The organism is Enterobacter sp. WP_7_1 (assembly GCF_003688535.1).
Lineage (GTDB): Bacteria > Pseudomonadota > Gammaproteobacteria > Enterobacterales > Enterobacteriaceae > Enterobacter > Enterobacter asburiae.
In genome coordinates this window covers 214,699-234,713 of sequence record NZ_REFK01000005.1, presented here as the reverse complement: position 1 = coordinate 234,713, position 20,015 = coordinate 214,699, and the positions used below count along the sequence as shown (strand labels likewise).

Genomic DNA, 20,015 nt, shown 5'->3' with positions numbered 1-20,015 from the left:
GTCAATCGACCGCCCTTATTTTAGCGTTAACTTACCGAATCAGGATTTTTTCTTTTCGCGGCTATGCAGGCCACGTTTTTCCAGACCACGGTAAATCAGCTGCTGCTGGATGATGGTCACCAGGTTGCTGACGATATAGTACAGCACCAGACCTGACGGGAACCACAGGAAGAACACGGTGAAGATGACCGGCATAAAGGTCATGATCTTCTGCTGCATCGGGTCGGTCACGGTGGTCGGCGACATCTTCTGGATGAAGAACATCGTCACGCCCATCAGGATCGGCAGGATGTAGTACGGGTCCTGTGCGGACAGGTCGTGGATCCACAGGGCGAACGGCGCGTGGCGCAGCTCAACGGAACCCATCAGCATGTAGTACAGCGCAAGGAAGATTGGCATCTGAATCAGCAGCGGGAAGCAACCACCCAGTGGGTTTACTTTCTCTGCTTTATACAGGGCCATCATTTCCTGGCTCTGACGCTGTTTGTCATCGCCCAGACGCTCACGCATCGCCGCAATCTTCGGCTGCAGCATACGCATCTTCGCCATGGAGGTGTACTGCGCTTTAGTCAGCGGGTACATGATGCCACGAACGATGAAGGTGATAACGATGATGGAGAAGCCCCAGTTACCCAGGAAGCTGTGGATGAACTTCAGCAGCTTAAACAGCGGCTGAGAGATGAACCACAACCAACCGTAATCGACGGTCAGATCCAGGTGCGGCGCAACAGCGGCCATTTTGTCCTGAATTTCCGGGCCGACCCACAGAGTGCTTGCCATCTTACCGGTTTGACCCGGCTGAACCAGAACCGGCTGGGATTTGTAGCCGATGGCTGCAAGACCGTTACCCAGGTTCGCGGTATAGAAGTTGTTGGTACCGTCGTTATTTGGCACCCACGCAGTAGCGAAATACTGCTGCAGCATTGCCACCCAACCGCCTTTAGCGCTGACGTTCAGGTTTTCGTTATCGGCAATGGTGTCGAATTTGTATTTCTCATACTTCGCGTCTGGCGTGGAGTACGCCGCGCCACGGAAGGTATGCAGCGCAAAGTTGCTGCTTCCGGTGTCACGGTGAGACGGCAGATTGATGGACTGCTTCAGCTGGCCAAAGGTCGACAGTTCCAGTGGTTTCGCACTGGCGTTCTGTACGCTGTAGCCCACGTTCACCGCATATTCACCGCGTTTCAGAGTGAAGGTTTTGGTGAAGGTGTTGCCTGCGGCGTCGGTGTACGTCATCGGGATTGCGAGTTCGTTCTGACCATCAGCCAGTACAAAGGTGTCGCTCTCGACGGTATACAGTGGACGCGCACCGTTAGCCGGGTTATCCGGGCCATCACGACCGGTCAGGCCGCTCTGCGCCTGGTAGATAAACTCAGGCGTGGTTTCCAGTAACTGGAACGGTTCGTTAGACTTCAGCTCTTTCGGGTAGGTCAACAGCAGCGCCTGCTCAACATCACCACCACGGGTGTTGATTGTCAGCTCAAGCACATCGGTCTTAACCGTAATCTGTTTCCCCTGGCCACTGGCCGGTACGCCCTGGTCGGCGGCGCTACCCGCTGCGGTGGTCGTAGTCTGCGTGGTCTGCTGCTGGGGTTGAGGATTTTTATCCTGCTCCCATGCCTGCCAGATCATGAAAGACACGAACAACAAAGCGATGATAAGAAGATTGCGTTGCGAATCCATCGTTAGTGTTCTCTGGTATCAAAGGGTCCTGGGGGGACGGGGTCGTCTCCACCGGGGTGTAAAGGGTGGCATTTTAATACGCGTTTCACCGTCAACCAACTGCCTTTTATCACTCCAAACCTGCGCAATGCCTCAATTCCGTAGCTTGAGCATGTTGGTGTGAAACGGCAGTGCGGCCCGAGTAGCGGACTAATCAGGCGTTGATAGACCCGAATGAGGGCTATCAGGACCCGTGAGCCAGGCGACAGTGGCGGCGCCATAATTTTTCCAACGCTTCCGAGAGAGCACGGTTATCGAGGTCGGCAACCCCTTTCTTCGCCACCACCACGAAATCCATTGAAGGCAGTTCGTGCTGACGTAAACGGAAGCTTTCACGCGTCAGACGTTTAATCCGATTGCGTTCATGCGCACGCTTAACATTTTTCTTGGCGACTGTGAGACCGATGCGGGGATGCCCCAGCGAATTTTGGCGGCCGAGGATGGTGATTTGCGGCGTGCCAGCCCGTAGTGGCTGCTGGAAGACGAAAGTGAAATGAGCGGGAGTTAACAAACGTAACTCCCTGGGAAATGCTAGCTTAACCACTCAGGGGTTAGCTTTATTACTTGGAAACGGTCAGACGAGCGCGGCCTTTAGCACGACGACGTGCCAGAACCTGACGACCATTTTTAGTAGCCATACGAGCACGGAAGCCGTGAGAACGGTTGCGCTTCAGTACAGACGGTTGAAAAGTGCGTTTCATGGCGATTTCTACCTAAACTTGAATAAATTCACTGACTTTTGCGTATACCCGAACGAGTTTCGAACGACTAACGCCTCAGCGTGGGTGATTAAAGAGGCCGGATTGTAATAATTGTACACTCCGGAGTCAATTCTCTTTCCTTATTTCCCGCGTATTTCCGCACGTTTTCGCGTGGAAAATGAGCAACGGACGACGCAGGAAGATGAGCATCACGCGCCGGGTCGAGGATTATACGGCCTCGCCAACAAAGCGCAAGGATCGTCCCGGATCTTCGTTAGATCATTTAAGCAATAAATTGTCTGTGCTCATTAATTTTTCCAATATGCGGACTAAATCGTGGGGTACTGGCGCCAGGATCGTTTACACTTATCCGGTTCCGGATCTTCCTGTGGATAAATCGGGAAGAATCTGTGAGAAACAGAAGATCTCTGGCTCAGTTTAGGCTATGATCCGCGGTCCCGATCGGGATCCAGCGATCCTGGCCGGGTATAACCGCAGATAGCGGTTCGCACATCACCCTTTTGCACAGGGTCATGTCGATGTGCGCCAACAATCATGAATATTCAATAGTTTTCTTTTATTGTTCGAGTGGAGTCCGCCGTGTCACTTTCGCTTTGGCAGCAGTGTCTTGCCCGATTGCAGGATGAGTTACCAGCCACAGAATTCAGTATGTGGATCCGCCCGTTGCAGGCGGAACTGAGCGATAACACGCTGGCTTTGTATGCGCCAAACCGTTTTGTGCTCGATTGGGTAAGGGACAAGTACCTTAATAACATCAATGGACTGCTGAACGATTTCTGCGGGTCAGATGCCCCGCAGCTGCGCTTTGAAGTGGGCACAAAGCCGGTCACCCAAACCGTTCGTGAAACCGTGAACGTAGCAGCGCCTGCTCAGGCTGCTCCTGCTCCGGCCCCTCGCGTCGCACCCGCTCGTCAGGGCTGGGATAATGTCCCTGCACCGGCTGAGCCAACCTACCGCTCTAACGTTAACGTGAAACATACGTTCGATAACTTCGTTGAAGGTAAGTCGAACCAGCTGGCGCGCGCGGCGGCTCGTCAGGTTGCTGATAACCCTGGTGGGGCCTATAACCCGCTGTTCCTTTATGGCGGCACGGGTCTGGGTAAAACGCACCTGCTGCATGCGGTGGGTAACGGCATTATGGCGCGCAAGCCCAATGCCAAAGTGGTGTATATGCACTCCGAACGCTTCGTTCAGGACATGGTAAAAGCCCTGCAAAACAATGCGATCGAAGAGTTTAAACGCTACTATCGTTCTGTTGACGCGCTGCTCATCGATGACATCCAGTTCTTTGCGAATAAAGAACGATCGCAGGAAGAGTTTTTCCACACCTTTAATGCCCTGCTGGAAGGCAATCAGCAGATCATTTTGACCTCGGATCGTTATCCAAAAGAGATCAACGGCGTTGAAGATCGTCTGAAATCCCGCTTCGGCTGGGGCCTGACCGTGGCGATCGAGCCACCGGAGCTGGAAACCCGCGTCGCGATCCTGATGAAGAAAGCCGATGAAAACGACATTCGCCTGCCGGGCGAAGTGGCGTTCTTCATTGCCAAGCGTCTGCGCTCCAACGTGCGTGAGCTTGAAGGGGCGCTGAACCGCGTTATCGCCAATGCCAACTTCACCGGTCGTGCGATCACCATCGATTTTGTGCGTGAAGCGCTGCGAGATTTGCTGGCATTGCAGGAAAAACTGGTCACTATCGACAATATTCAAAAGACGGTGGCTGAGTACTACAAGATCAAAGTGGCAGATTTACTGTCTAAACGTCGTTCCCGCTCGGTGGCGCGTCCGCGTCAGATGGCGATGGCGCTGGCAAAGGAGTTAACCAACCACAGTCTGCCGGAAATCGGGGATGCGTTTGGTGGCCGTGACCATACGACCGTGCTGCACGCTTGTCGCAAGATTGAGCAGTTACGCGAAGAAAGCCACGACATAAAAGAAGATTTTTCCAATCTAATCAGAACATTATCATCGTGACGCTATGAAATTTACCGTTGAACGTGAACATTTATTAAAACCGCTGCAACAGGTGAGTGGCCCATTAGGTGGCCGCCCAACGCTGCCTATTCTCGGAAACCTGCTGCTTCAGGTCGCGGACGGTACGCTGTCGCTGACCGGTACAGATCTGGAAATGGAAATGATCGCGCGCGTTACGCTGACGCAGCCGCACGACGCGGGCGCGACCACGGTTCCGGCACGTAAATTCTTTGATATCTGCCGCGGGCTGCCGGAAGGCGCTGAAATTGCCGTGCAGCTGGAAGGCGACCGTATGCTGGTGCGCTCTGGCCGCAGCCGTTTCTCGCTCTCCACGCTGCCTGCTGCGGACTTCCCGAACCTGGACGACTGGCAGAGCGAAGTTGAATTCACCCTGCCGCAGGCGACGATGAAGCGTCTGATTGAAGCCACGCAGTTCTCCATGGCGCATCAGGACGTTCGTTACTACTTAAACGGCATGCTGTTCGAAACCGAAGGTGAAGAGCTGCGTACCGTGGCGACCGACGGCCACCGTCTGGCGGTCTGTTCTATGCCGATTGGCGATTCACTGCCAAACCATTCGGTGATCGTGCCGCGTAAAGGGGTGATTGAGCTGATGCGTATGCTCGACGGTGGCGACACGCCGCTGCGCGTGCAGATCGGCAGCAACAACATCCGCGCACACGTGGGCGATTTTGTCTTCACGTCTAAGCTGGTTGACGGTCGTTTCCCGGATTATCGCCGCGTATTGCCGAAGAATCCGGACAAAACGCTGGAAGCAGGCTGCGACAGCCTCAAGCAGGCCTTTGCCCGCGCGGCCATTCTCTCTAACGAGAAATTCCGCGGCGTGCGCCTGTACGTGAGTGAAAACCAGATCAAAATCACCGCTAACAACCCGGAGCAGGAAGAGGCAGAAGAAATTCTGGACGTCACCTACGCCGGAACCGAGATGGAAATCGGCTTTAACGTCAGCTACGTGCTGGATGTGCTGAATGCACTGAAATGCGAGAACGTTCGCATTCTGCTGACCGACTCCGTTTCAAGCGTACAGATTGAAGATGCGGCCAGCCAAAGCGCGGCTTATGTTGTCATGCCAATGAGACTGTAATGTCGCTCACCCGTCTGTTGATCCGCGACTTTCGCAATATCGAAAGCGCGGATCTCGCTTTATCCCCTGGCTTTAACTTCCTGGTTGGCGCAAACGGCAGCGGCAAAACCAGCGTGCTTGAGGCCATCTATACGCTCGGCCACGGTCGGGCGTTTCGCAGTTTGCAGATTGGTCGCGTCATTCGCCACGAGCAGGAATCCTTTGTTCTGCACGGGCGTTTGCAGGGGGCGGAGCGGGAAACCGCCATCGGCCTGACCAAAGACAAGCAGGGCGACAGTAAGGTGCGCATCGACGGCACCGACGGCCATAAAGTGGCGGAGCTGGCGCTGCTGATGCCAATGCAGCTGATTACGCCGGAGGGGTTTACTTTACTCAACGGCGGCCCCAAATACAGAAGAGCATTCCTCGACTGGGGATGCTTTCACAACGAAGCCGGTTTCTTTAACGCCTGGAGCAACCTGAAGCGTCTGCTCAAGCAGCGTAACGCTGCTCTGCGCCAGGTTACCCGTTACGCCCAGCTGCGTCCGTGGGATATGGAGTTAATCCCTCTCGCGGAACAAATCAGCAACTGGCGTGCCGAATACAGCGCAGGTATCGCCGAAGACATGGCCGACACCTGCAAACAGTTTTTACCCGAGTTTTCTCTTACCTTCTCCTTCCAGCGCGGCTGGGAGAAAGAGACGGATTATGCTGAGGTGTTAGAGAGAAGCTTCGAGCGTGACCGCATGTTGACCTACACCGCGCACGGCCCGCACAAGGCGGATTTCCGCATTCGTGCAGACGGTGCGCCGGTGGAAGACACGCTGTCGCGCGGGCAGCTCAAGCTCCTGATGTGTGCGCTGCGCCTGGCACAGGGAGAGTTTCTCACCCGCGAGAGCGGAAGACGCTGCCTGTACCTGATAGATGATTTTGCCTCGGAACTCGACGACGCGCGGCGCGGGCTGCTTGCCAGCCGCTTAAAAGCCACGCAGTCGCAGGTTTTCGTCAGCGCCATTAGCGCTGAACACGTTATAGACATGTCGGACGAAAATTCGAAGATGTTTACCGTGGAAAAGGGTAAAATAACGGATTAACCCAAGTTGAAATGAGCGAGAAACGTTGATGTCGAATTCTTATGACTCCTCCAGTATCAAAGTCCTGAAAGGGCTGGATGCGGTGCGTAAGCGCCCGGGTATGTATATCGGCGACACGGATGACGGCACCGGTCTGCACCACATGGTATTCGAGGTGGTAGATAACGCTATCGACGAAGCGCTCGCGGGTCACTGTAAAGACATCGTGGTCACCATCCATGCGGACAACTCTGTCTCCGTCACCGATGATGGTCGTGGCATCCCAACCGGTATTCACCCGGAAGAGGGCGTCTCTGCTGCGGAAGTGATCATGACCGTGCTGCACGCAGGCGGTAAGTTCGACGATAACTCCTATAAAGTTTCCGGCGGCCTGCACGGCGTAGGCGTTTCCGTGGTTAACGCCCTGTCGCAGAAGCTGGAGCTGGTTATCCAGCGCGAAGGCAAAATTCACCGTCAGCTCTATACGCACGGCGTGCCGCAGGCACCGCTGGCCGTTACCGGCGATACCGACAAAACCGGTACAATGGTGCGTTTCTGGCCGAGCCATGAAACCTTCACCAACGTCACCGAATTCGAGTACGACATCCTGGCGAAACGCCTGCGCGAACTGTCGTTCCTGAACTCCGGCGTCTCTATCCGCCTTAAAGACAAGCGTGACGGTAAAGAAGACCACTTCCATTACGAAGGTGGTATCAAAGCGTTCGTTGAGTATCTGAACAAGAACAAAACGCCAATTCACCCGAATATCTTCTACTTCTCCACCGAAAAAGACGGTATCGGCGTGGAAGTGGCGCTGCAGTGGAACGACGGTTTCCAGGAAAACATCTACTGCTTCACCAACAACATTCCGCAGCGTGACGGCGGTACTCACCTTGCAGGCTTCCGTGCGGCGATGACCCGTACCCTGAACGCCTACATGGACAAAGAAGGCTACAGCAAGAAAGCGAAAGTCAGTGCCACCGGTGATGACGCCCGTGAAGGCCTGATTGCCGTTGTCTCCGTGAAGGTGCCGGATCCGAAGTTCTCCTCACAGACCAAAGACAAGCTGGTCTCTTCCGAGGTGAAATCGGCCGTTGAGCAGCAGATGAACGAACTGCTGAGCGAATACCTGCTGGAAAACCCATCCGACGCAAAAATCGTGGTGGGCAAAATTATCGATGCGGCGCGTGCCCGTGAAGCGGCGCGTAAAGCCCGTGAAATGACCCGTCGTAAAGGCGCGCTGGACTTAGCAGGCCTGCCGGGCAAACTGGCTGACTGCCAGGAACGCGACCCGGCGCTGTCTGAACTGTACCTCGTGGAAGGGGACTCCGCGGGCGGTTCTGCGAAGCAGGGCCGTAACCGTAAGAACCAGGCTATCCTGCCGCTGAAGGGTAAAATCCTCAACGTTGAGAAAGCCCGTTTCGACAAGATGCTCTCTTCTCAGGAAGTGGCGACCCTCATCACCGCGCTGGGCTGCGGCATCGGCCGCGATGAGTACAACCCGGACAAACTGCGCTATCACAGCATCATCATCATGACCGATGCGGACGTCGACGGCTCGCACATTCGTACGCTGCTGTTGACCTTCTTCTATCGTCAGATGCCTGAAATCGTTGAACGTGGCCACGTCTACATTGCACAGCCGCCGCTGTACAAGGTGAAGAAAGGCAAGCAGGAACAGTACATCAAAGACGACGAAGCGATGGATCAGTACCAAATCGCTATCGCCCTTGATGGCGCGACCCTGCACGCGAACTCGCACGCCCCTGCACTGGCCGGTGAGCCGCTGGAGCGTCTGGTGTCCGAGTTCAACGCCACGCAGAAAATGATTACGCGTATGGAACGCCGTTATCCGAAAACGCTGCTGAAGGAGCTGGTTTATCAGCCGACCCTGACCGAAGCCGATCTGAGCGACGAGCAGACCGTGACCCGCTGGGTGAACGCCCTGGTGACCGATCTGAACGAGAAAGAGCAGCACGGCAGCATGTGGAAATGCGATATCCAGCAGAACGCCGATAAGCAGTTCGAGCCTATTATTCGCGTGCGTACCCACGGCGTTGATACCGACTACCCGCTGGAACACGAGTTTGTGACCGGTCCGGAATACCGCCGTATCTGCACGCTCGGCGAGACGCTGCGCGGCCTGATCGAAGACGATGCGTTCATCGAACGTGGCGAACGTCGTCAGCCGGTAGCCAGCTTCGAGCAGGCGCTGGACTGGCTGGTGAAAGAGTCCCGTCGTGGCCTTGCGATCCAACGCTATAAAGGTCTGGGCGAAATGAACCCGGACCAGCTGTGGGAAACCACCATGGATCCGGAAAGCCGCCGCATGCTGCGCGTCACCGTTAAGGACGCGATAGCTGCGGACCAGCTGTTCACGACCCTGATGGGCGATGCGGTTGAACCACGTCGTGCCTTCATTGAAGAGAACGCCCTGAAAGCGGCAAATATCGATATTTAATCGTCGTTATACCGCACGATAACTGGCCGCGCTTTTAGCGCGGCTTTTTTGTGGGCGCAGGCATATCCAGCGACATCACGGACGGTAAACGGCTCGCCAGCGTATCTATCGCTATTCTTACCCTCAGCGGCAGGTGCGGCGTCTGCTGCCAGACCGCATGAACGTTGAAATGCACATCCGGTGCCTGCTTTAAGAGCGGGACGAGTTTACCCTGGTGAATATCTTTGACGACCATCCAGCAGGGCAGCCATGCAATGCCGTGCCCGGCCAGCGCAGCGTCGCAGATCGCCTGCAAATCATCCATATTGAGCGACGATCGGGGCGTAAAGGTGTGCGACGTTCCTTCGTTATCCATCAGCTGCCAGGATAACACTCTGCCTGCGCTCAAATAGTTAATAGCCGTATGCTGGGATAAATCATTAACGCTTTGTGGCTGGCCTTTCTTCAGCAGATACTCCGGCGCGGCGCACAGCACCATGCGGTGTTCTCCCAGCTTTCTGGCGACCAGCACGCTGCTGTCCTGAAGCGTGCCGTTACGCACCGCCATATCAAACCCTTCCTCGACCAGATCCACCACGCGGTCGCTGAATGACATTTCCAGCTCAAGCCCGGGGTGTTCCTGAGCCAGCGCTATCAGCAGCGGGGCGACACACTGGCGACCAAACAGCACCGGCATGGAAATGCGCAGGCGGCCGCTGACCTGCTGTTTTCCGGTTTCAAGCAGCGATTCCGCACCCCGAATCTCCTCCAGTGCGCGCAGGCAGCGTTCATAAAAAAGGGCGCCGTTATCGGTCAGACTCTGGCTGCGGGTGGTGCGCTGAAAAAGACGTACCCCCAGCCGTTGTTCAAGGCGAGCGATGCTTTTTCCGACCGCCGAGCGTGACAAATGCAGACGAATGGCGGCCTGCGCAAAACTTCCCGCCTCAACGGCGGCCACAAAAACAGGAATATCCTTCAGCGTATCGGTCATAGATTGTATCTGTTATGGCGTCAATAAAGAGAAAACTTATCGCCACTGGCGACCATTAGTCAACGGTAGACTGTCAGGACTAAAGCTCATCTGATGGCAGGAGAAATAAAATGACAGAGACAATGCAACGCTGGTCCATGGATGCCCTCGGGCGCGAGAACCTCAAGCTGACTCAGGCGCCCGTTCCACAGCCGGGCCCGGGTGAAGTGCGCGTAAGGGTGAATGCCGTTGCGCTTAACTATCGCGATAAAATGGTTGTTGAAGGCACAATGCCGATCCCGCTTTCCTTCCCGTTTACCCCGGCGTCTGACATGGCGGGCGTGGTGGACAGCATTGGTGAAGGCGTTACGCGCTTCCAGCCCGGCGCGCGCGTCATCTCAACCTTCTTCCCTGAGTGGATCGACGGTAAGCCGCAGGCGGACGCGCGCAATCTGCCCTATAAAACGTCCGGCGGATACTTCCAGGGCATGCTGGCCGAGTATGTGATTGTGAAGGAAGACGCGCTGGTGGCCTCTCCGGAGACCCTGGATGACGCCGAGGCCAGCACCTTACCCTGCGCAGGGCTTACCGCCTGGTTTGCGCTGGTGGAGCGCGGCCAGCTTCGCGCCGGGCAATCGGTGCTGGTGCAGGGCACGGGCGGCGTGGCGATATTCGCCCTGCAAATCGCAAAAGCGCACGGCGCTGAGGTGTTTGTCATCTCGGGGAGCGATGAGAAACTGGCGCTGGCCAAAACGCTGGGGGCCAGCCACGGAATCAACCGGCTGAAAGGCGACTGGGCTGAAAATACGCTGGCGCTCACGCAGGATCGCGGTATCGACCATATTATCGAAACCGTCGGTGGAGATAACCTGAAGCATTCCCTGCGCGCCGTTGCCGTTCACGGACGTATCTCCGTTATTGGCGTGCTGGCCGGGACGGAGATTACCCTCTCTGCTGGCGAATTGCTGCTGAAATCCCCGGTCATTCAGGGGATTGGCGTGGGGCATCGCCGGGCGCTGGAAGATTTTGTCCGCGCAGTTGACGTCACGGGGCTGAAGCCGGTGATCGAGCATCGCTACCGTTTTAACGAGCTTGAACAGGCGTTTGAACATCTGGATCGCGGCGCGTTCGGTAAAATTGTGCTCACCCGCGAGTAAGCCTTTGTTCCCCGGAATAAACGTAAAAGGGGCATTCCTGTTGCGCAATATAGCTCTATTTTTGTGTGCTTAATCGCGTTAGCATGAGGCAGCACTCATTTATTCCGGGGAACTCATGGCTATCAAACTCATTGCAATCGACATGGACGGCACGCTGCTGCTGCCAGACCACACCATCTCTCCAGCCGTTAAAAACGCGATCGCCGCGGCGCGCGCAAAGGGCGTGAATGTGGTCCTGACCACGGGGCGTCCGTTTGCGGGCGTACACAGCTATCTGAAAGAGCTGCACATGAATCAGCCGGGCGACTACTGCATCACCTATAACGGCGCGCTGGTGCAGAAAGCCGCAGATGGCAGTACGGTTGCGCAAACCGCGCTGAGCTACGATGACTATCTGTTCCTGGAAAAACTGTCCCGTGAAGTGGGTTCCCACTTCCACGCGCTCGATCGCAATACGCTCTATACCGCCAACCGCGATATCAGCTACTACACGGTGCATGAATCCTACGTTGCGACCATTCCGCTGGTGTTCTGTGAAGCGGAGAAAATGGACCCGGCGACGCAGTTCCTGAAAGTGATGATGATCGACGAGCCAGAGATCCTGGATAAAGCGATTGCGCGCATTCCGGCAGAGGTAAAAGAGAAGTACACCGTGCTGAAAAGTGCGCCGTACTTCCTCGAAATCCTCGATAAACGCGTCAATAAAGGCACCGGTGTCAAATCACTGGCCGATGCGCTGGGCATTAAACAGGAAGAGATCATGGCGCTGGGTGACCAGGAAAATGACATCGCGATGATCGAATTCGCCGGTATGGGCGTGGCGATGGATAACGCGATCCCGTCGGTGAAAGAAGTGGCTAACTTCGTGACCAAATCCAACCTCGAAGACGGCGTGGCTTATGCCATTGAGAAGTTTGTGCTGCAGTAACGCCTGTTTGCATTCATTGGCCTTGGTTATCAACCGGGGCTTTTTTTTGCGCTGAATTTATTGAATTGTTCTTTTTGTGATCTGGATTGTAGTACAACATTAATTGATTGTACTACATTAAAGCCGTGACAAAGACGAACTACCTCACGTTTGTACTGCAAAAGTGAGGTGAAATTCAGCGGTCGCGGTAAAGTAGTGATGGACATACAGAGCACAAGGACTCTCCATGACTCTCAATAAAACCGATCGCATCGTCATCACGCTGGGCACACAGATTGTGGGTGGCAAATACGTTCCCGGTTCGCCGCTGCCGGCAGAGGCCGAACTATGTGAGGAGTTTGAAACCTCCCGCAACATCATCCGGGAAGTATTCCGCTCGCTGATGGCGAAGCGGCTGATTGAAATGAAGCGCTATCGCGGCGCGTTTGTTGCCCCGCGTAACCAGTGGAACTACCTCGATACCGACGTGCTGCAGTGGGTGCTGGAAAACGACTACGACCCGCGGCTTATCGGCGCGATGAGCGAAGTCCGAAACCTGGTTGAACCGGCCATCGCCCGCTGGGCGGCGGAACGCGCAACTTCCGGCGATTTGGCCCAGATCGAGTCGGCTTTAAACGACATGATCGCCAATAACCAGAACCGGGAGGCGTTTAACGAGGCAGATATTCGCTACCACGAAGCGGTGCTGCAGTCGGTGCATAACCCGGTATTACAGCAGCTTAGCGTAGCGATCAGCTCGCTACAGCGAGCAGTATTTGAACGTACCTGGATGGGCGATGAGGCCAACATGCCGAAAACGCTCCAGGAACATAAAGCGCTGTTCGATGCGATACGGCATCAGGACGGCGATGCGGCAGAGCAGGCGGCACTTACCATGATTGCCAGCTCGACACGAAGGCTGAAGGAAATCACATGACATCTCGCTACATCGCAATTGACTGGGGATCGACCAATCTGCGCGCCTGGCTGTATCAGGGCGAGCAGTGCCTGGAGAGCAGGCAATCAGAAGCAGGCGTGACGCGCCTGAACGGTAAATCCCCCGAAGCGGTGTTAGCAGAGGTCACACAACGCTGGCGCGATGGCGCCACGCCGGTGGTAATGGCGGGTATGGTAGGCAGCAACGTAGGCTGGAAAGTCGCGCCTTACCTGCCGGTTCCCGCCCATTTCTCCACGATTGGCGAGCAGTTAACGTCCGTTGGCGACAATATCTGGATTATTCCCGGCTTGTGCGTTTCTCGCGACGACAACCACAACGTGATGCGCGGCGAAGAGACGCAGCTGCTTGGCGCGCGCGCGCTTTCGCCTTCTTCTGTCTACGTCATGCCCGGAACGCACTGCAAGTGGGTCCAGGCTGACGCTGAGCAAATCCACAATTTTCGCACCGTGATGACCGGCGAACTGCACCACTTGCTGCTCACCTATTCGCTGGTTGGGGCCGGCTTGCCGGAGCAAGAAACCTCGTCAGAGGCGTTTGCCGCCGGGCTTGAACGTGGGATCGCTTCTCCTGACGTTTTGCCGCACCTTTTTGAGGTTCGCGCCTCGCACGTGCTGGGAAATCTCCCGCGCGGGCAGGTCAGCGAATTTCTCTCCGGCCTGCTGATTGGCGCTGAGGTCGCCAGCATGCGTGATTTCGTCGCGCACGAGCAGGCCATCACCATTGTCGCTGGCGCATCGCTAACGTCGCGCTACGAGCAGGCGTTTCGCGCCGTTGGGCGTAACGTTTCAACGGTATCCGGCGACACGGCATTTCAGGCAGGAATAAGGAGCATCGCTCATGCAGTGGCAAACTGATCTTCCCCTTATCGCGATTTTGCGCGGCATCACGCCCGATGAGGCGTTAGCCCACGTCGGTGCGGTTATCGACGCCGGATTCGACGCGGTAGAAATCCCACTCAACTCGCCGGAATGGGAAAAAAGCATTCCGGCCGTGGTGGAGGCGTTCGGTGAGAAGGCGCTGATTGGCGCAGGCACCGTGCTGCACCCGGAGCAGGTGGATGAACTGGCGAAGATGGGCTGCAGGCTTATCGTTACGCCCAATATTCAGCCAGAGGTGATCCGCCGCGCGGTGGGGCACGGCATGACCGTCTGCCCGGGCTGCGCTACCGCTACGGAAGCCTTTACTGCCCTCGATGCAGGCGCACAGTCGCTCAAAATTTTCCCGTCATCGGCTTTTGGTCCGGACTACATCAAAGCGCTGAAAGCGGTATTGCCCGCCAGCGTGCCGGTCTTTGCCGTGGGCGGCGTAACGCCAGAAAATCTGGGCCAGTGGATGAGCGCTGGCTGTGTGGGCGCGGGGCTGGGCAGCGATCTTTATCGTGCCGGGCAGTCCGTGGAACGTACCGCACAGCAGGCGGCAGCATTTGTGAAAGCGTATCGAGAGGCAGTGAAATGAAAATTACCAAACTCACCACGTACCGTTTACCCCCGCGCTGGATGTTCCTGAAAATCGAAACCGATGAAGGTGTTGTGGGCTGGGGCGAACCGGTGATTGAAGGGCGTGCGCGTACCGTAGAAGCGGCGGTGCACGAGCTGGGTGAATACCTGATTGGTCAGGATCCGGCGCGCATTAACGACCTTTGGCAGGTGATGTACCGCGCGGGCTTTTACCGTGGGGGGCCGATCCTGATGAGCGCCATCGCCGGTATCGACCAGGCGCTGTGGGATATCAAAGGCAAAGTGCTGAACGCGCCGGTCTGGCAATTGATGGGCGGCCTGGTGCGCGACAAAATCAAAGCCTACAGCTGGGTCGGCGGTGACCGTCCTGCGGAAGTGATTGATGGCATCACGCAGTTGCGCAACATCGGCTTTGACACCTTCAAGCTCAATGGCTGCGAAGAGATGGGCATTATCGACAACTCGCGCGCGGTAGACCGGGCGGTCAATACCGTGGCGCAAATCCGTGAAGCCTTCGGCAACGAGATTGAGTTTGGCCTGGATTTCCACGGCCGCGTCAGCGCGCCGATGGCCAAAGTGCTGATTAAAGAGGTGGAGCCGTATCGTCCGCTGTTTATCGAAGAGCCGGTGCTGGCCGAGCAGGCCGAGTACTACCCGAAACTGGCTGAACAGACCCACATTCCTATCGCTGCGGGTGAACGCATGTTCTCGCGCTTCGAGTTTAAACGCGTGCTCGAAGCGGGCGGCATTGCCATTCTGCAGCCGGACCTCTCTCATGCGGGCGGCATCACCGAATGCTACAAAATTGCCGGGATGGCCGAAGCTTACGATGTGGCGCTGGCGCCGCACTGCCCGCTTGGCCCGATCGCGCTGGCTGCCTGTTTGCACGTCGACTTTGTCTCCCGCAATGCGGTGTTCCAGGAACAGAGCATGGGGATTCACTATAACAAGGGCGCGGAACTGCTCGATTTTGTGAAAAATAAAGAAGACTTCTGCATGGAAGGCGGTTTCTTTAAACCGTTAACGAAGCCGGGCCTTGGCGTGGAAATTGACGAAGCCAAAGTCATTGAGCTGAGTAAAAATGCGCCGGACTGGCGTAACCCGCTGTGGCGTCATGAGGATGGCAGCGTAGCGGAATGGTAATCGCCATCCCGTAGACCCGGTAAGCCTCCGGGCAAAAATCATACATACAAAAATATAACCCTCTGTAAATTACAGGGCATGGTGAGCGGCTTCGCTATGCCCAAAATCTGGAGAAAGATTGCGATGGATATTCCAGTTACCGCTACAAAAACCGGGCGTCGCCGCTACCTGACGCTGATTATGATCTTTATTACCGTGGTCATTTGCTATGTCGACCGCGCCAACCTTGCCGTGGCATCGGCCCATATTCAGGAAGAGTTTGGCATCACCAAAGCGGAAATGGGTTACGTCTTCTCGGCGTTTGCCTGGCTGTATACGCTCTGCCAGATCCCCGGCGGCTGGTTCCTTGACCGTGTCGGTTCACGTCTGACCTACTTTATCGCCATTTTCGGCTGGTCCGTGGCGACGCTGTTTCAGGGCTTCGCGACCGGGCTGATGTCGCTGATTGGCCTGCGCGCCATCACCGGGGTGTTCGAAGCGCCCGCGTTTCCCACCAACAACCGCATGGTGACCAGCTGGTTCCCGGAACACGAGCGCGCTTCCGCCGTTGGCTTTTACACCTCCGGGCAGTTTGTCGGCCTGGCGTTCCTGACGCCGCTGCTGATCTGGATCCAGGAGCTGCTGAGCTGGCACTGGGTATTCATCGTCACGGGTGGGATTGGCATTGTCTGGTCGCTGGTCTGGTTCAAGGTTTACCAGCCGCCGCGTCTGACCAAAAGCATCACCAAAGCCGAGCTGGACTACATCCGCGATGGCGGTGGCCTGGTGGACGGCGATGCGCCGGTGAAAAAAGAGGCGCGCCAGCCGCTGACCAAAGCGGACTGGAAGCTGGTCTTCCATCGTAAGCTGGTGGGCGTTTATCTGGGCCAGTTCGCGGTGACCTCCACGCTGTGGTTCTTCCTCACCTGGTTCCCGAACTACCTGACCCAGGAAAAGGGTATCACGGCGCTGAAGGCGGGCTTTATGACCACCGTGCCGTTTCTCGCGGCATTCTTCGGTGTGCTGCTCTCCGGCTGGCTGGCCGATAAGCTGGTGAAAAAAGGCTACTCGCTGGGTGTGGCGCGTAAAACGCCGATCATCTGCGGCTTGCTGATCTCAACCTGCATCATGGGTGCCAACTACACCAACGATCCGGTGTGGATTATGACCCTGATGGCGGTGGCGTTCTTCGGTAACGGTTTCGCCTCTATCACCTGGTCGCTGGTGTCGTCCCTTGCGCCGATGCGGCTGATTGGCCTGACCGGCGGCGTGTTCAACTTTGTCGGCGGCCTGGGCGGGATCACCGTACCGCTGGTCATCGGCTACCTGGCGCAGGACTACGGCTTCGGCCCGGCGCTGGTCTATATTTCTGCCGTGGCGCTGATCGGGGCACTCTCCTACATCCTGCTGGTAGGGGATGTGAAACGAGTAGGCTAATCCCTGCGGATGTTTTACCCTGATGCACTCACCGTGCATCAGGGTATCCTCATGAAACAAATCACCTTCGCTTCCCGCAACCACCAGCTGACCAACATCAATACCTGGACGCCGGACAGCCAGTGGCTGGTCTACGACGTGCGCCCGTCCGGTGCGTCGTTCACCGGCGAAACCATCGAGCGGGTCAATGTCGCTACGGGTGAGGTAGAGGTGGTATATCGTGCCACTGACGGCGCGCATGTCGGCGTGGTGACCGTTCATCCTGCAGAAGAGAAATATGTCTTTATCCACGGCCCGAAAAACCCGGATGCAGACTGGCACTACGATTTTCATCATCGTCAGGGAGTGGTTGCGCAAAACGGTCAGGTGAGCAACCTGGACGCGATGGATATCACCGCGCCTTACACCGCAGGCGCGCTGCGCGGCGGCAGCCACGTCCATGTCTTCAGCCCGAACGGGCAGCTCGTCAGCTTTACCTATAACGACCATGTTCTGCACGAGCGCGATCCTAAACTTGATTTACGCAACGTCGGCGTGGCTGCACCTTACGGCCCGGTGAACCCGCAGGGGAACCATCCCCGTGAATATTCGGGAACCTTCTGGAGCGTGCTGGTTAGCCGCACGACGCCTGACCCACAGCCGGGCAGCGATGAAATCAACCGCGCTTATGAAGAGGGCTGGGTGGGCAACGGCAGGCTGGCGTTTATCGGCGATACCCTTTCTACGCAGGGCGAAAAAGTACCCGAACTGTTTATCGTCGACCTGCCGGAAGACGAGCAGGGCTGGAAGCGTGCGGGCGATGCGCCGCTACAGGGCACGACGGAGACCCTTCCAGCGCCGCCTGCGGGTGTGAAGCAGCGTCGTTTGACCTTTACGCATCAAAGGGCGTACCCGGGCCTGGTGAACGTGCCGCGTCACTGGGTTCGCTGCAACCCGCAGGGAACGCAGATTGCGTTTCTGATGCGGGATGATAACGGCTTTGTGCAGCTGTGGCTGATCTCTCCTGAGGGCGGCGAGCCGCGCCAGTTGACGCGTACCGGGAGCGATATTCAGTCTGCATTTAACTGGCATCCTTCCGGCGACCGTCTGGGGTTTGTGCTCGAAAATCGGATCGCCTGCTGCGACGCACGGACCGGAGAGGTGACGTTTTTGACGTCCGATCACGGCAACCCGCCGTCTGCTGATGCGGTCGTGTTTTCCCCGGACGGGCGCGTTATTGCGTGGATGGAAGAGACAGCCGGTTTCCGTCAGCTTTGGGTAACGGAAACCGCGCAGTACTAGCGTGGAGGCATCTCTGCGGGCGGGATGACGGCGTTTGTCGCCAGATTCTCCTGCTCGCTTTTCTCTACCCGCGAGCGTACGGAGTTGTCCTTACGAAACATATCCCACGGCAGCAGAAGCGTATCCGCCACGGCCGTAAACGGCATATCCAGGATAACCAGGGATTTGGTGCCCCAGTTTGTATCGTCATCGGAGATCATCGCCGCGCTGGCGCGCGTCCCCGGATATGTTCCTTCTTTACCGCCGGTGTGAGACATCACGCTCGAACACCCGCAAAGTAAAACTACCCCGCTGAACGTCGTCAGCTTTATCAGAACATTTTTCATCATCACTCAGTCATCGTTAATGGCACTGCATAGACCTGCAACTCAGGGTTATAGCGAGCCTTATCCAAAATGGATAGCCTGATAACCCCGCACTGTGGCAGCCATCGCAATTTAACCCTTTGTGCTGTTGTCCCAGTCTAAGCGAGATGCCGGAAAGTGCAAAAAAAAGTGCAGCTGTTGTTCTTGAAAAGCCCGATTGCAGACCCATTTTAAGAATGTGGCCCGATAACGAACTCGCCTGATGGGTGTTCGGGGGCGCAAAGGCCTGTCCATGGTGGAAGGCTACAATTTCTCGCTGATTTCAGGAGTTTTTTTATGCGTAACTTCGATCTTTCTCCGCTATACCGTTCTGCAATTGGTTTTGACCGCCTGTTTAACCATTTAGAAAATAACCAAAGCCAGAGCAACGGCTACCCTCCATACAATGTTGAGCTGGTTGACGAAAACCACTACCGCATCGCCATTGCCGTCGCCGGTTTTGCAGAAAACGAACTGGAGATCACCGCGCAGGACAATCTGCTGGTGGTGAAAGGTTCCCATACGGCCGAGCAGAAAGAACGTACCTACCTTTATCAGGGCATCGCCGAGCGCAACTTTGAACGCAAGTTCCAGTTAGCCGAGAACATTCACGTTAAAGCCGCGAACCTGGTCAACGGCCTGCTGTTTATCGAACTGGAACGTGTGATTCCGGAAGAGAAAAAACCGCGCCGTATCGAAATTAACTAATTACGCGGGTCGCGTGAGCGGCCCACCCGGACTTGCTTGCCGTAACGGGAGCATATGCGAATCCTTCAGGATTTGCAGGAACAACTGTGCACAAAATTACACTGTGCCGAACTCGCTTCTCAGAAGGAGATTTAGTATGCGTAACTACGATTTATCCCCCCTGCTGCGTCAGTGGATTGGTTTTGACAAACTGGCGAACGCCCTGCAAAGCACCACCGAGCAACAGACGTTTCCGCCGTACAACATCGAAAAAAGCGACGATAACCACTATCGCATCACCCTTGCGCTGGCCGGTTTCCGCCAGGACGATCTGGACATCCAGCTTGAAGGCACTCGCCTGACCGTGAAAGGCACGCCGGAAAAACAAGAGACCGAGACCAAATGGCTGCATCAGGGGCTGGTTAATCAGCCGTTTAGCCTGAGCTTTACCCTGGCAGACCATATGGAAGTGTCCGGCGCAACGTTTACCAACGGGCTGCTGCATATCGACCTGATCCGCAACGTGCCGGAAGCCATCGCGCCGCAGCGTATCGCCATTAGCGAGCGGCCGGCGTTGAACAGTTAGCACTGTGCGGGCTGATGCCCTCACCCCGGCCTCTCCCACAGGGAGAGGGTGAAAAGATAAAGCCCTGCCCCGGCAGGGCTTTTTTGTGCGCCAT

At 56.3% G+C, this 20,015-nt stretch carries 20 protein-coding genes and 1 other annotated feature; of the genes, 14 read left to right on the top strand and 6 right to left on the bottom strand.

The features are described 5' to 3' along the window. Positions 1 to 39: 39 nt before the first annotated feature. From yidC to rpmH, 4 genes are read right to left on the bottom strand one after another with little or no spacing between them, the layout of a single operon-like run. Positions 40 to 1,683, bottom strand: a complete 1,644-nt coding sequence (yidC, locus tag BJ885_RS19770; RefSeq protein WP_029741445.1) for a membrane protein insertase YidC — start codon at positions 1,681 to 1,683, stop codon at positions 40 to 42. A gap of 2 nt (positions 1,684 to 1,685) precedes the next feature. Then, complete coding sequence (gene yidD, locus BJ885_RS19765; protein ID WP_001307474.1) at positions 1,686 to 1,943, bottom strand: membrane protein insertion efficiency factor YidD; 258 nt, start codon at positions 1,941 to 1,943, stop codon at positions 1,686 to 1,688. After that, entirely contained in the window at positions 1,907 to 2,266 is a 360-nt protein-coding gene (gene rnpA / locus BJ885_RS19760; RefSeq protein WP_032640303.1) for a ribonuclease P protein component, read from the bottom strand. The genes yidD and rnpA overlap by 37 nt, the downstream gene beginning before the upstream one ends. 16 nt (positions 2,267 to 2,282) lie before the next feature. Then, on the bottom strand, positions 2,283 to 2,423 hold the full coding sequence (gene rpmH / locus BJ885_RS19755) for a 50S ribosomal protein L34 (protein WP_000831330.1): 141 nt from the start codon (positions 2,421 to 2,423) through the stop codon (positions 2,283 to 2,285). Positions 2,424 to 3,023: 600 nt separating this feature from the next. On the opposite strand from rpmH, the gene dnaA reads away from it, so the two are divergent. Genes dnaA through gyrB form a run of 4 tightly spaced genes read left to right on the top strand, consistent with a single transcriptional unit; the run spans position 3,024 to position 9,036 of the window. After that, positions 3,024 to 4,418, top strand: coding sequence for a chromosomal replication initiator protein DnaA (gene dnaA / locus BJ885_RS19745; protein ID WP_010426558.1), 1,395 nt, complete (start codon positions 3,024 to 3,026; stop codon positions 4,416 to 4,418). Between the two features lie 4 nt (positions 4,419 to 4,422). Continuing rightward, positions 4,423 to 5,523: a DNA polymerase III subunit beta gene (dnaN, locus tag BJ885_RS19740; RefSeq protein ID WP_010426557.1), complete on the top strand. Its 1,101-nt coding sequence runs from the start codon at positions 4,423 to 4,425 to the stop codon at positions 5,521 to 5,523. Further along, a complete protein-coding gene (gene recF, locus BJ885_RS19735) occupies positions 5,523 to 6,596 on the top strand; it encodes a DNA replication/repair protein RecF (RefSeq protein ID WP_023309805.1) in 1,074 nt (357 codons plus the stop codon). The genes dnaN and recF overlap by 1 nt, the downstream gene beginning before the upstream one ends. 28 nt (positions 6,597 to 6,624) lie before the next feature. Then, positions 6,625 to 9,036: a DNA topoisomerase (ATP-hydrolyzing) subunit B gene (gene gyrB / locus BJ885_RS19730; RefSeq protein ID WP_029741443.1), complete on the top strand. Its 2,412-nt coding sequence runs from the start codon at positions 6,625 to 6,627 to the stop codon at positions 9,034 to 9,036. A gap of 34 nt (positions 9,037 to 9,070) precedes the next feature. Here the strand turns inward: gyrB and BJ885_RS19725 are convergent, their stop codons facing one another. Beyond that, a complete protein-coding gene (locus BJ885_RS19725; protein WP_029741442.1) occupies positions 9,071 to 10,006 on the bottom strand; it encodes a LysR family transcriptional regulator in 936 nt (311 codons plus the stop codon). Between the two features lie 110 nt (positions 10,007 to 10,116). Between BJ885_RS19725 and BJ885_RS19720 the strand changes: the two genes are divergently transcribed. The 8 genes from BJ885_RS19720 (at position 10,117) to BJ885_RS19685 (ending at position 18,304) form a co-directional block, all read left to right on the top strand. After that, entirely contained in the window at positions 10,117 to 11,142 is a 1,026-nt protein-coding gene (locus BJ885_RS19720; protein WP_121932545.1) for an NAD(P)-dependent alcohol dehydrogenase, read from the top strand. A 115-nt stretch (positions 11,143 to 11,257) separates the two neighbouring features. Next, entirely contained in the window at positions 11,258 to 12,070 is an 813-nt protein-coding gene (yidA, locus tag BJ885_RS19715; protein ID WP_121932546.1) for a sugar-phosphatase, read from the top strand. Positions 12,071 to 12,296: 226 nt separating this feature from the next. Continuing rightward, a complete protein-coding gene (gene dgoR / locus BJ885_RS19710) occupies positions 12,297 to 12,986 on the top strand; it encodes a D-galactonate utilization transcriptional regulator DgoR (RefSeq protein WP_003861109.1) in 690 nt (229 codons plus the stop codon). Continuing rightward, the gene (locus BJ885_RS19705; RefSeq protein WP_121932547.1) at positions 12,983 to 13,861 is read left to right on the top strand and encodes a 2-dehydro-3-deoxygalactonokinase; all 879 of its coding nucleotides are present in this window, start codon (positions 12,983 to 12,985) and stop codon (positions 13,859 to 13,861) included. The genes dgoR and BJ885_RS19705 overlap by 4 nt, the downstream gene beginning before the upstream one ends. Beyond that, on the top strand, positions 13,845 to 14,462 hold the full coding sequence (locus BJ885_RS19700) for a 2-dehydro-3-deoxy-6-phosphogalactonate aldolase (RefSeq protein ID WP_121932548.1): 618 nt from the start codon (positions 13,845 to 13,847) through the stop codon (positions 14,460 to 14,462). The genes BJ885_RS19705 and BJ885_RS19700 overlap by 17 nt, the downstream gene beginning before the upstream one ends. Further along, positions 14,459 to 15,607, top strand: a complete 1,149-nt coding sequence (gene dgoD, locus BJ885_RS19695; protein WP_121932549.1) for a galactonate dehydratase — start codon at positions 14,459 to 14,461, stop codon at positions 15,605 to 15,607. The genes BJ885_RS19700 and dgoD overlap by 4 nt, the downstream gene beginning before the upstream one ends. Before the next feature lie 78 nt (positions 15,608 to 15,685). Then, positions 15,686 to 17,023 (top strand): MFS transporter, encoded by a 1,338-nt coding sequence (locus BJ885_RS19690; RefSeq protein ID WP_121932550.1) that lies wholly within the window; start codon positions 15,686 to 15,688, stop codon positions 17,021 to 17,023. 51 nt (positions 17,024 to 17,074) lie between these two features. After that, positions 17,075 to 18,304 (top strand): DUF3748 domain-containing protein, encoded by a 1,230-nt coding sequence (locus BJ885_RS19685; protein ID WP_183128640.1) that lies wholly within the window; start codon positions 17,075 to 17,077, stop codon positions 18,302 to 18,304. On the opposite strand, the gene BJ885_RS19680 is transcribed toward BJ885_RS19685, so the two are convergent. Further along, positions 18,301 to 18,633, bottom strand: a complete 333-nt coding sequence (locus BJ885_RS19680) for a YceK/YidQ family lipoprotein (protein WP_024907391.1) — start codon at positions 18,631 to 18,633, stop codon at positions 18,301 to 18,303. The two genes, BJ885_RS19685 and BJ885_RS19680, sit on opposite strands and share 4 nt — an antisense overlap. A 248-nt stretch (positions 18,634 to 18,881) precedes the next feature. Then, positions 18,882 to 18,952 (top strand) — a sequence feature (ROSE (Repression Of Heat Shock gene Expression) occurs in the 5'-region of heat shock genes and acts as an RNA thermometer to modulate expression.). Here BJ885_RS19680 and ibpA point away from each other — a divergent pair. Next, entirely contained in the window at positions 18,946 to 19,356 is a 411-nt protein-coding gene (ibpA, locus tag BJ885_RS19675) for a small heat shock chaperone IbpA (protein WP_121932552.1), read from the top strand. It overlaps the preceding feature by 7 nt. A 136-nt stretch (positions 19,357 to 19,492) precedes the next feature. Further along, positions 19,493 to 19,921, top strand: a complete 429-nt coding sequence (gene ibpB / locus BJ885_RS19670) for a small heat shock chaperone IbpB (protein ID WP_032662053.1) — start codon at positions 19,493 to 19,495, stop codon at positions 19,919 to 19,921. Positions 19,922 to 20,015 lie beyond the last annotated feature (94 nt).

Coding starts and splice junctions, on each gene's coding strand:
- gyrB (WP_029741443.1), top strand. CDS start 6,625: ATGTCGAATTCTTATGACTCCTCCAGTATCAAAGTCCTGAAAGGGCTG.
- dnaN (WP_010426557.1), top strand. CDS start 4,423: ATGAAATTTACCGTTGAACGTGAACATTTATTAAAACCGCTGCAACAG.
- ibpB (WP_032662053.1), top strand. CDS start 19,493: ATGCGTAACTACGATTTATCCCCCCTGCTGCGTCAGTGGATTGGTTTT.
- BJ885_RS19680 (WP_024907391.1), bottom strand. CDS start 18,633: ATGATGAAAAATGTTCTGATAAAGCTGACGACGTTCAGCGGGGTAGTT.
- dgoD (WP_121932549.1), top strand. CDS start 14,459: ATGAAAATTACCAAACTCACCACGTACCGTTTACCCCCGCGCTGGATG.
- rpmH (WP_000831330.1), bottom strand. CDS start 2,423: ATGAAACGCACTTTTCAACCGTCTGTACTGAAGCGCAACCGTTCTCAC.
- BJ885_RS19725 (WP_029741442.1), bottom strand. CDS start 10,006: ATGACCGATACGCTGAAGGATATTCCTGTTTTTGTGGCCGCCGTTGAG.
- BJ885_RS19690 (WP_121932550.1), top strand. CDS start 15,686: ATGGTGAGCGGCTTCGCTATGCCCAAAATCTGGAGAAAGATTGCGATG.
- dgoR (WP_003861109.1), top strand. CDS start 12,297: ATGACTCTCAATAAAACCGATCGCATCGTCATCACGCTGGGCACACAG.
- BJ885_RS19700 (WP_121932548.1), top strand. CDS start 13,845: ATGCAGTGGCAAACTGATCTTCCCCTTATCGCGATTTTGCGCGGCATC.
- ibpA (WP_121932552.1), top strand. CDS start 18,946: ATGCGTAACTTCGATCTTTCTCCGCTATACCGTTCTGCAATTGGTTTT.
- yidD (WP_001307474.1), bottom strand. CDS start 1,943: ATGGCGCCGCCACTGTCGCCTGGCTCACGGGTCCTGATAGCCCTCATT.
- yidC (WP_029741445.1), bottom strand. CDS start 1,683: ATGGATTCGCAACGCAATCTTCTTATCATCGCTTTGTTGTTCGTGTCT.
- BJ885_RS19720 (WP_121932545.1), top strand. CDS start 10,117: ATGACAGAGACAATGCAACGCTGGTCCATGGATGCCCTCGGGCGCGAG.
- yidA (WP_121932546.1), top strand. CDS start 11,258: ATGGCTATCAAACTCATTGCAATCGACATGGACGGCACGCTGCTGCTG.
- recF (WP_023309805.1), top strand. CDS start 5,523: ATGTCGCTCACCCGTCTGTTGATCCGCGACTTTCGCAATATCGAAAGC.
- BJ885_RS19685 (WP_183128640.1), top strand. CDS start 17,075: ATGAAACAAATCACCTTCGCTTCCCGCAACCACCAGCTGACCAACATC.
- BJ885_RS19705 (WP_121932547.1), top strand. CDS start 12,983: ATGACATCTCGCTACATCGCAATTGACTGGGGATCGACCAATCTGCGC.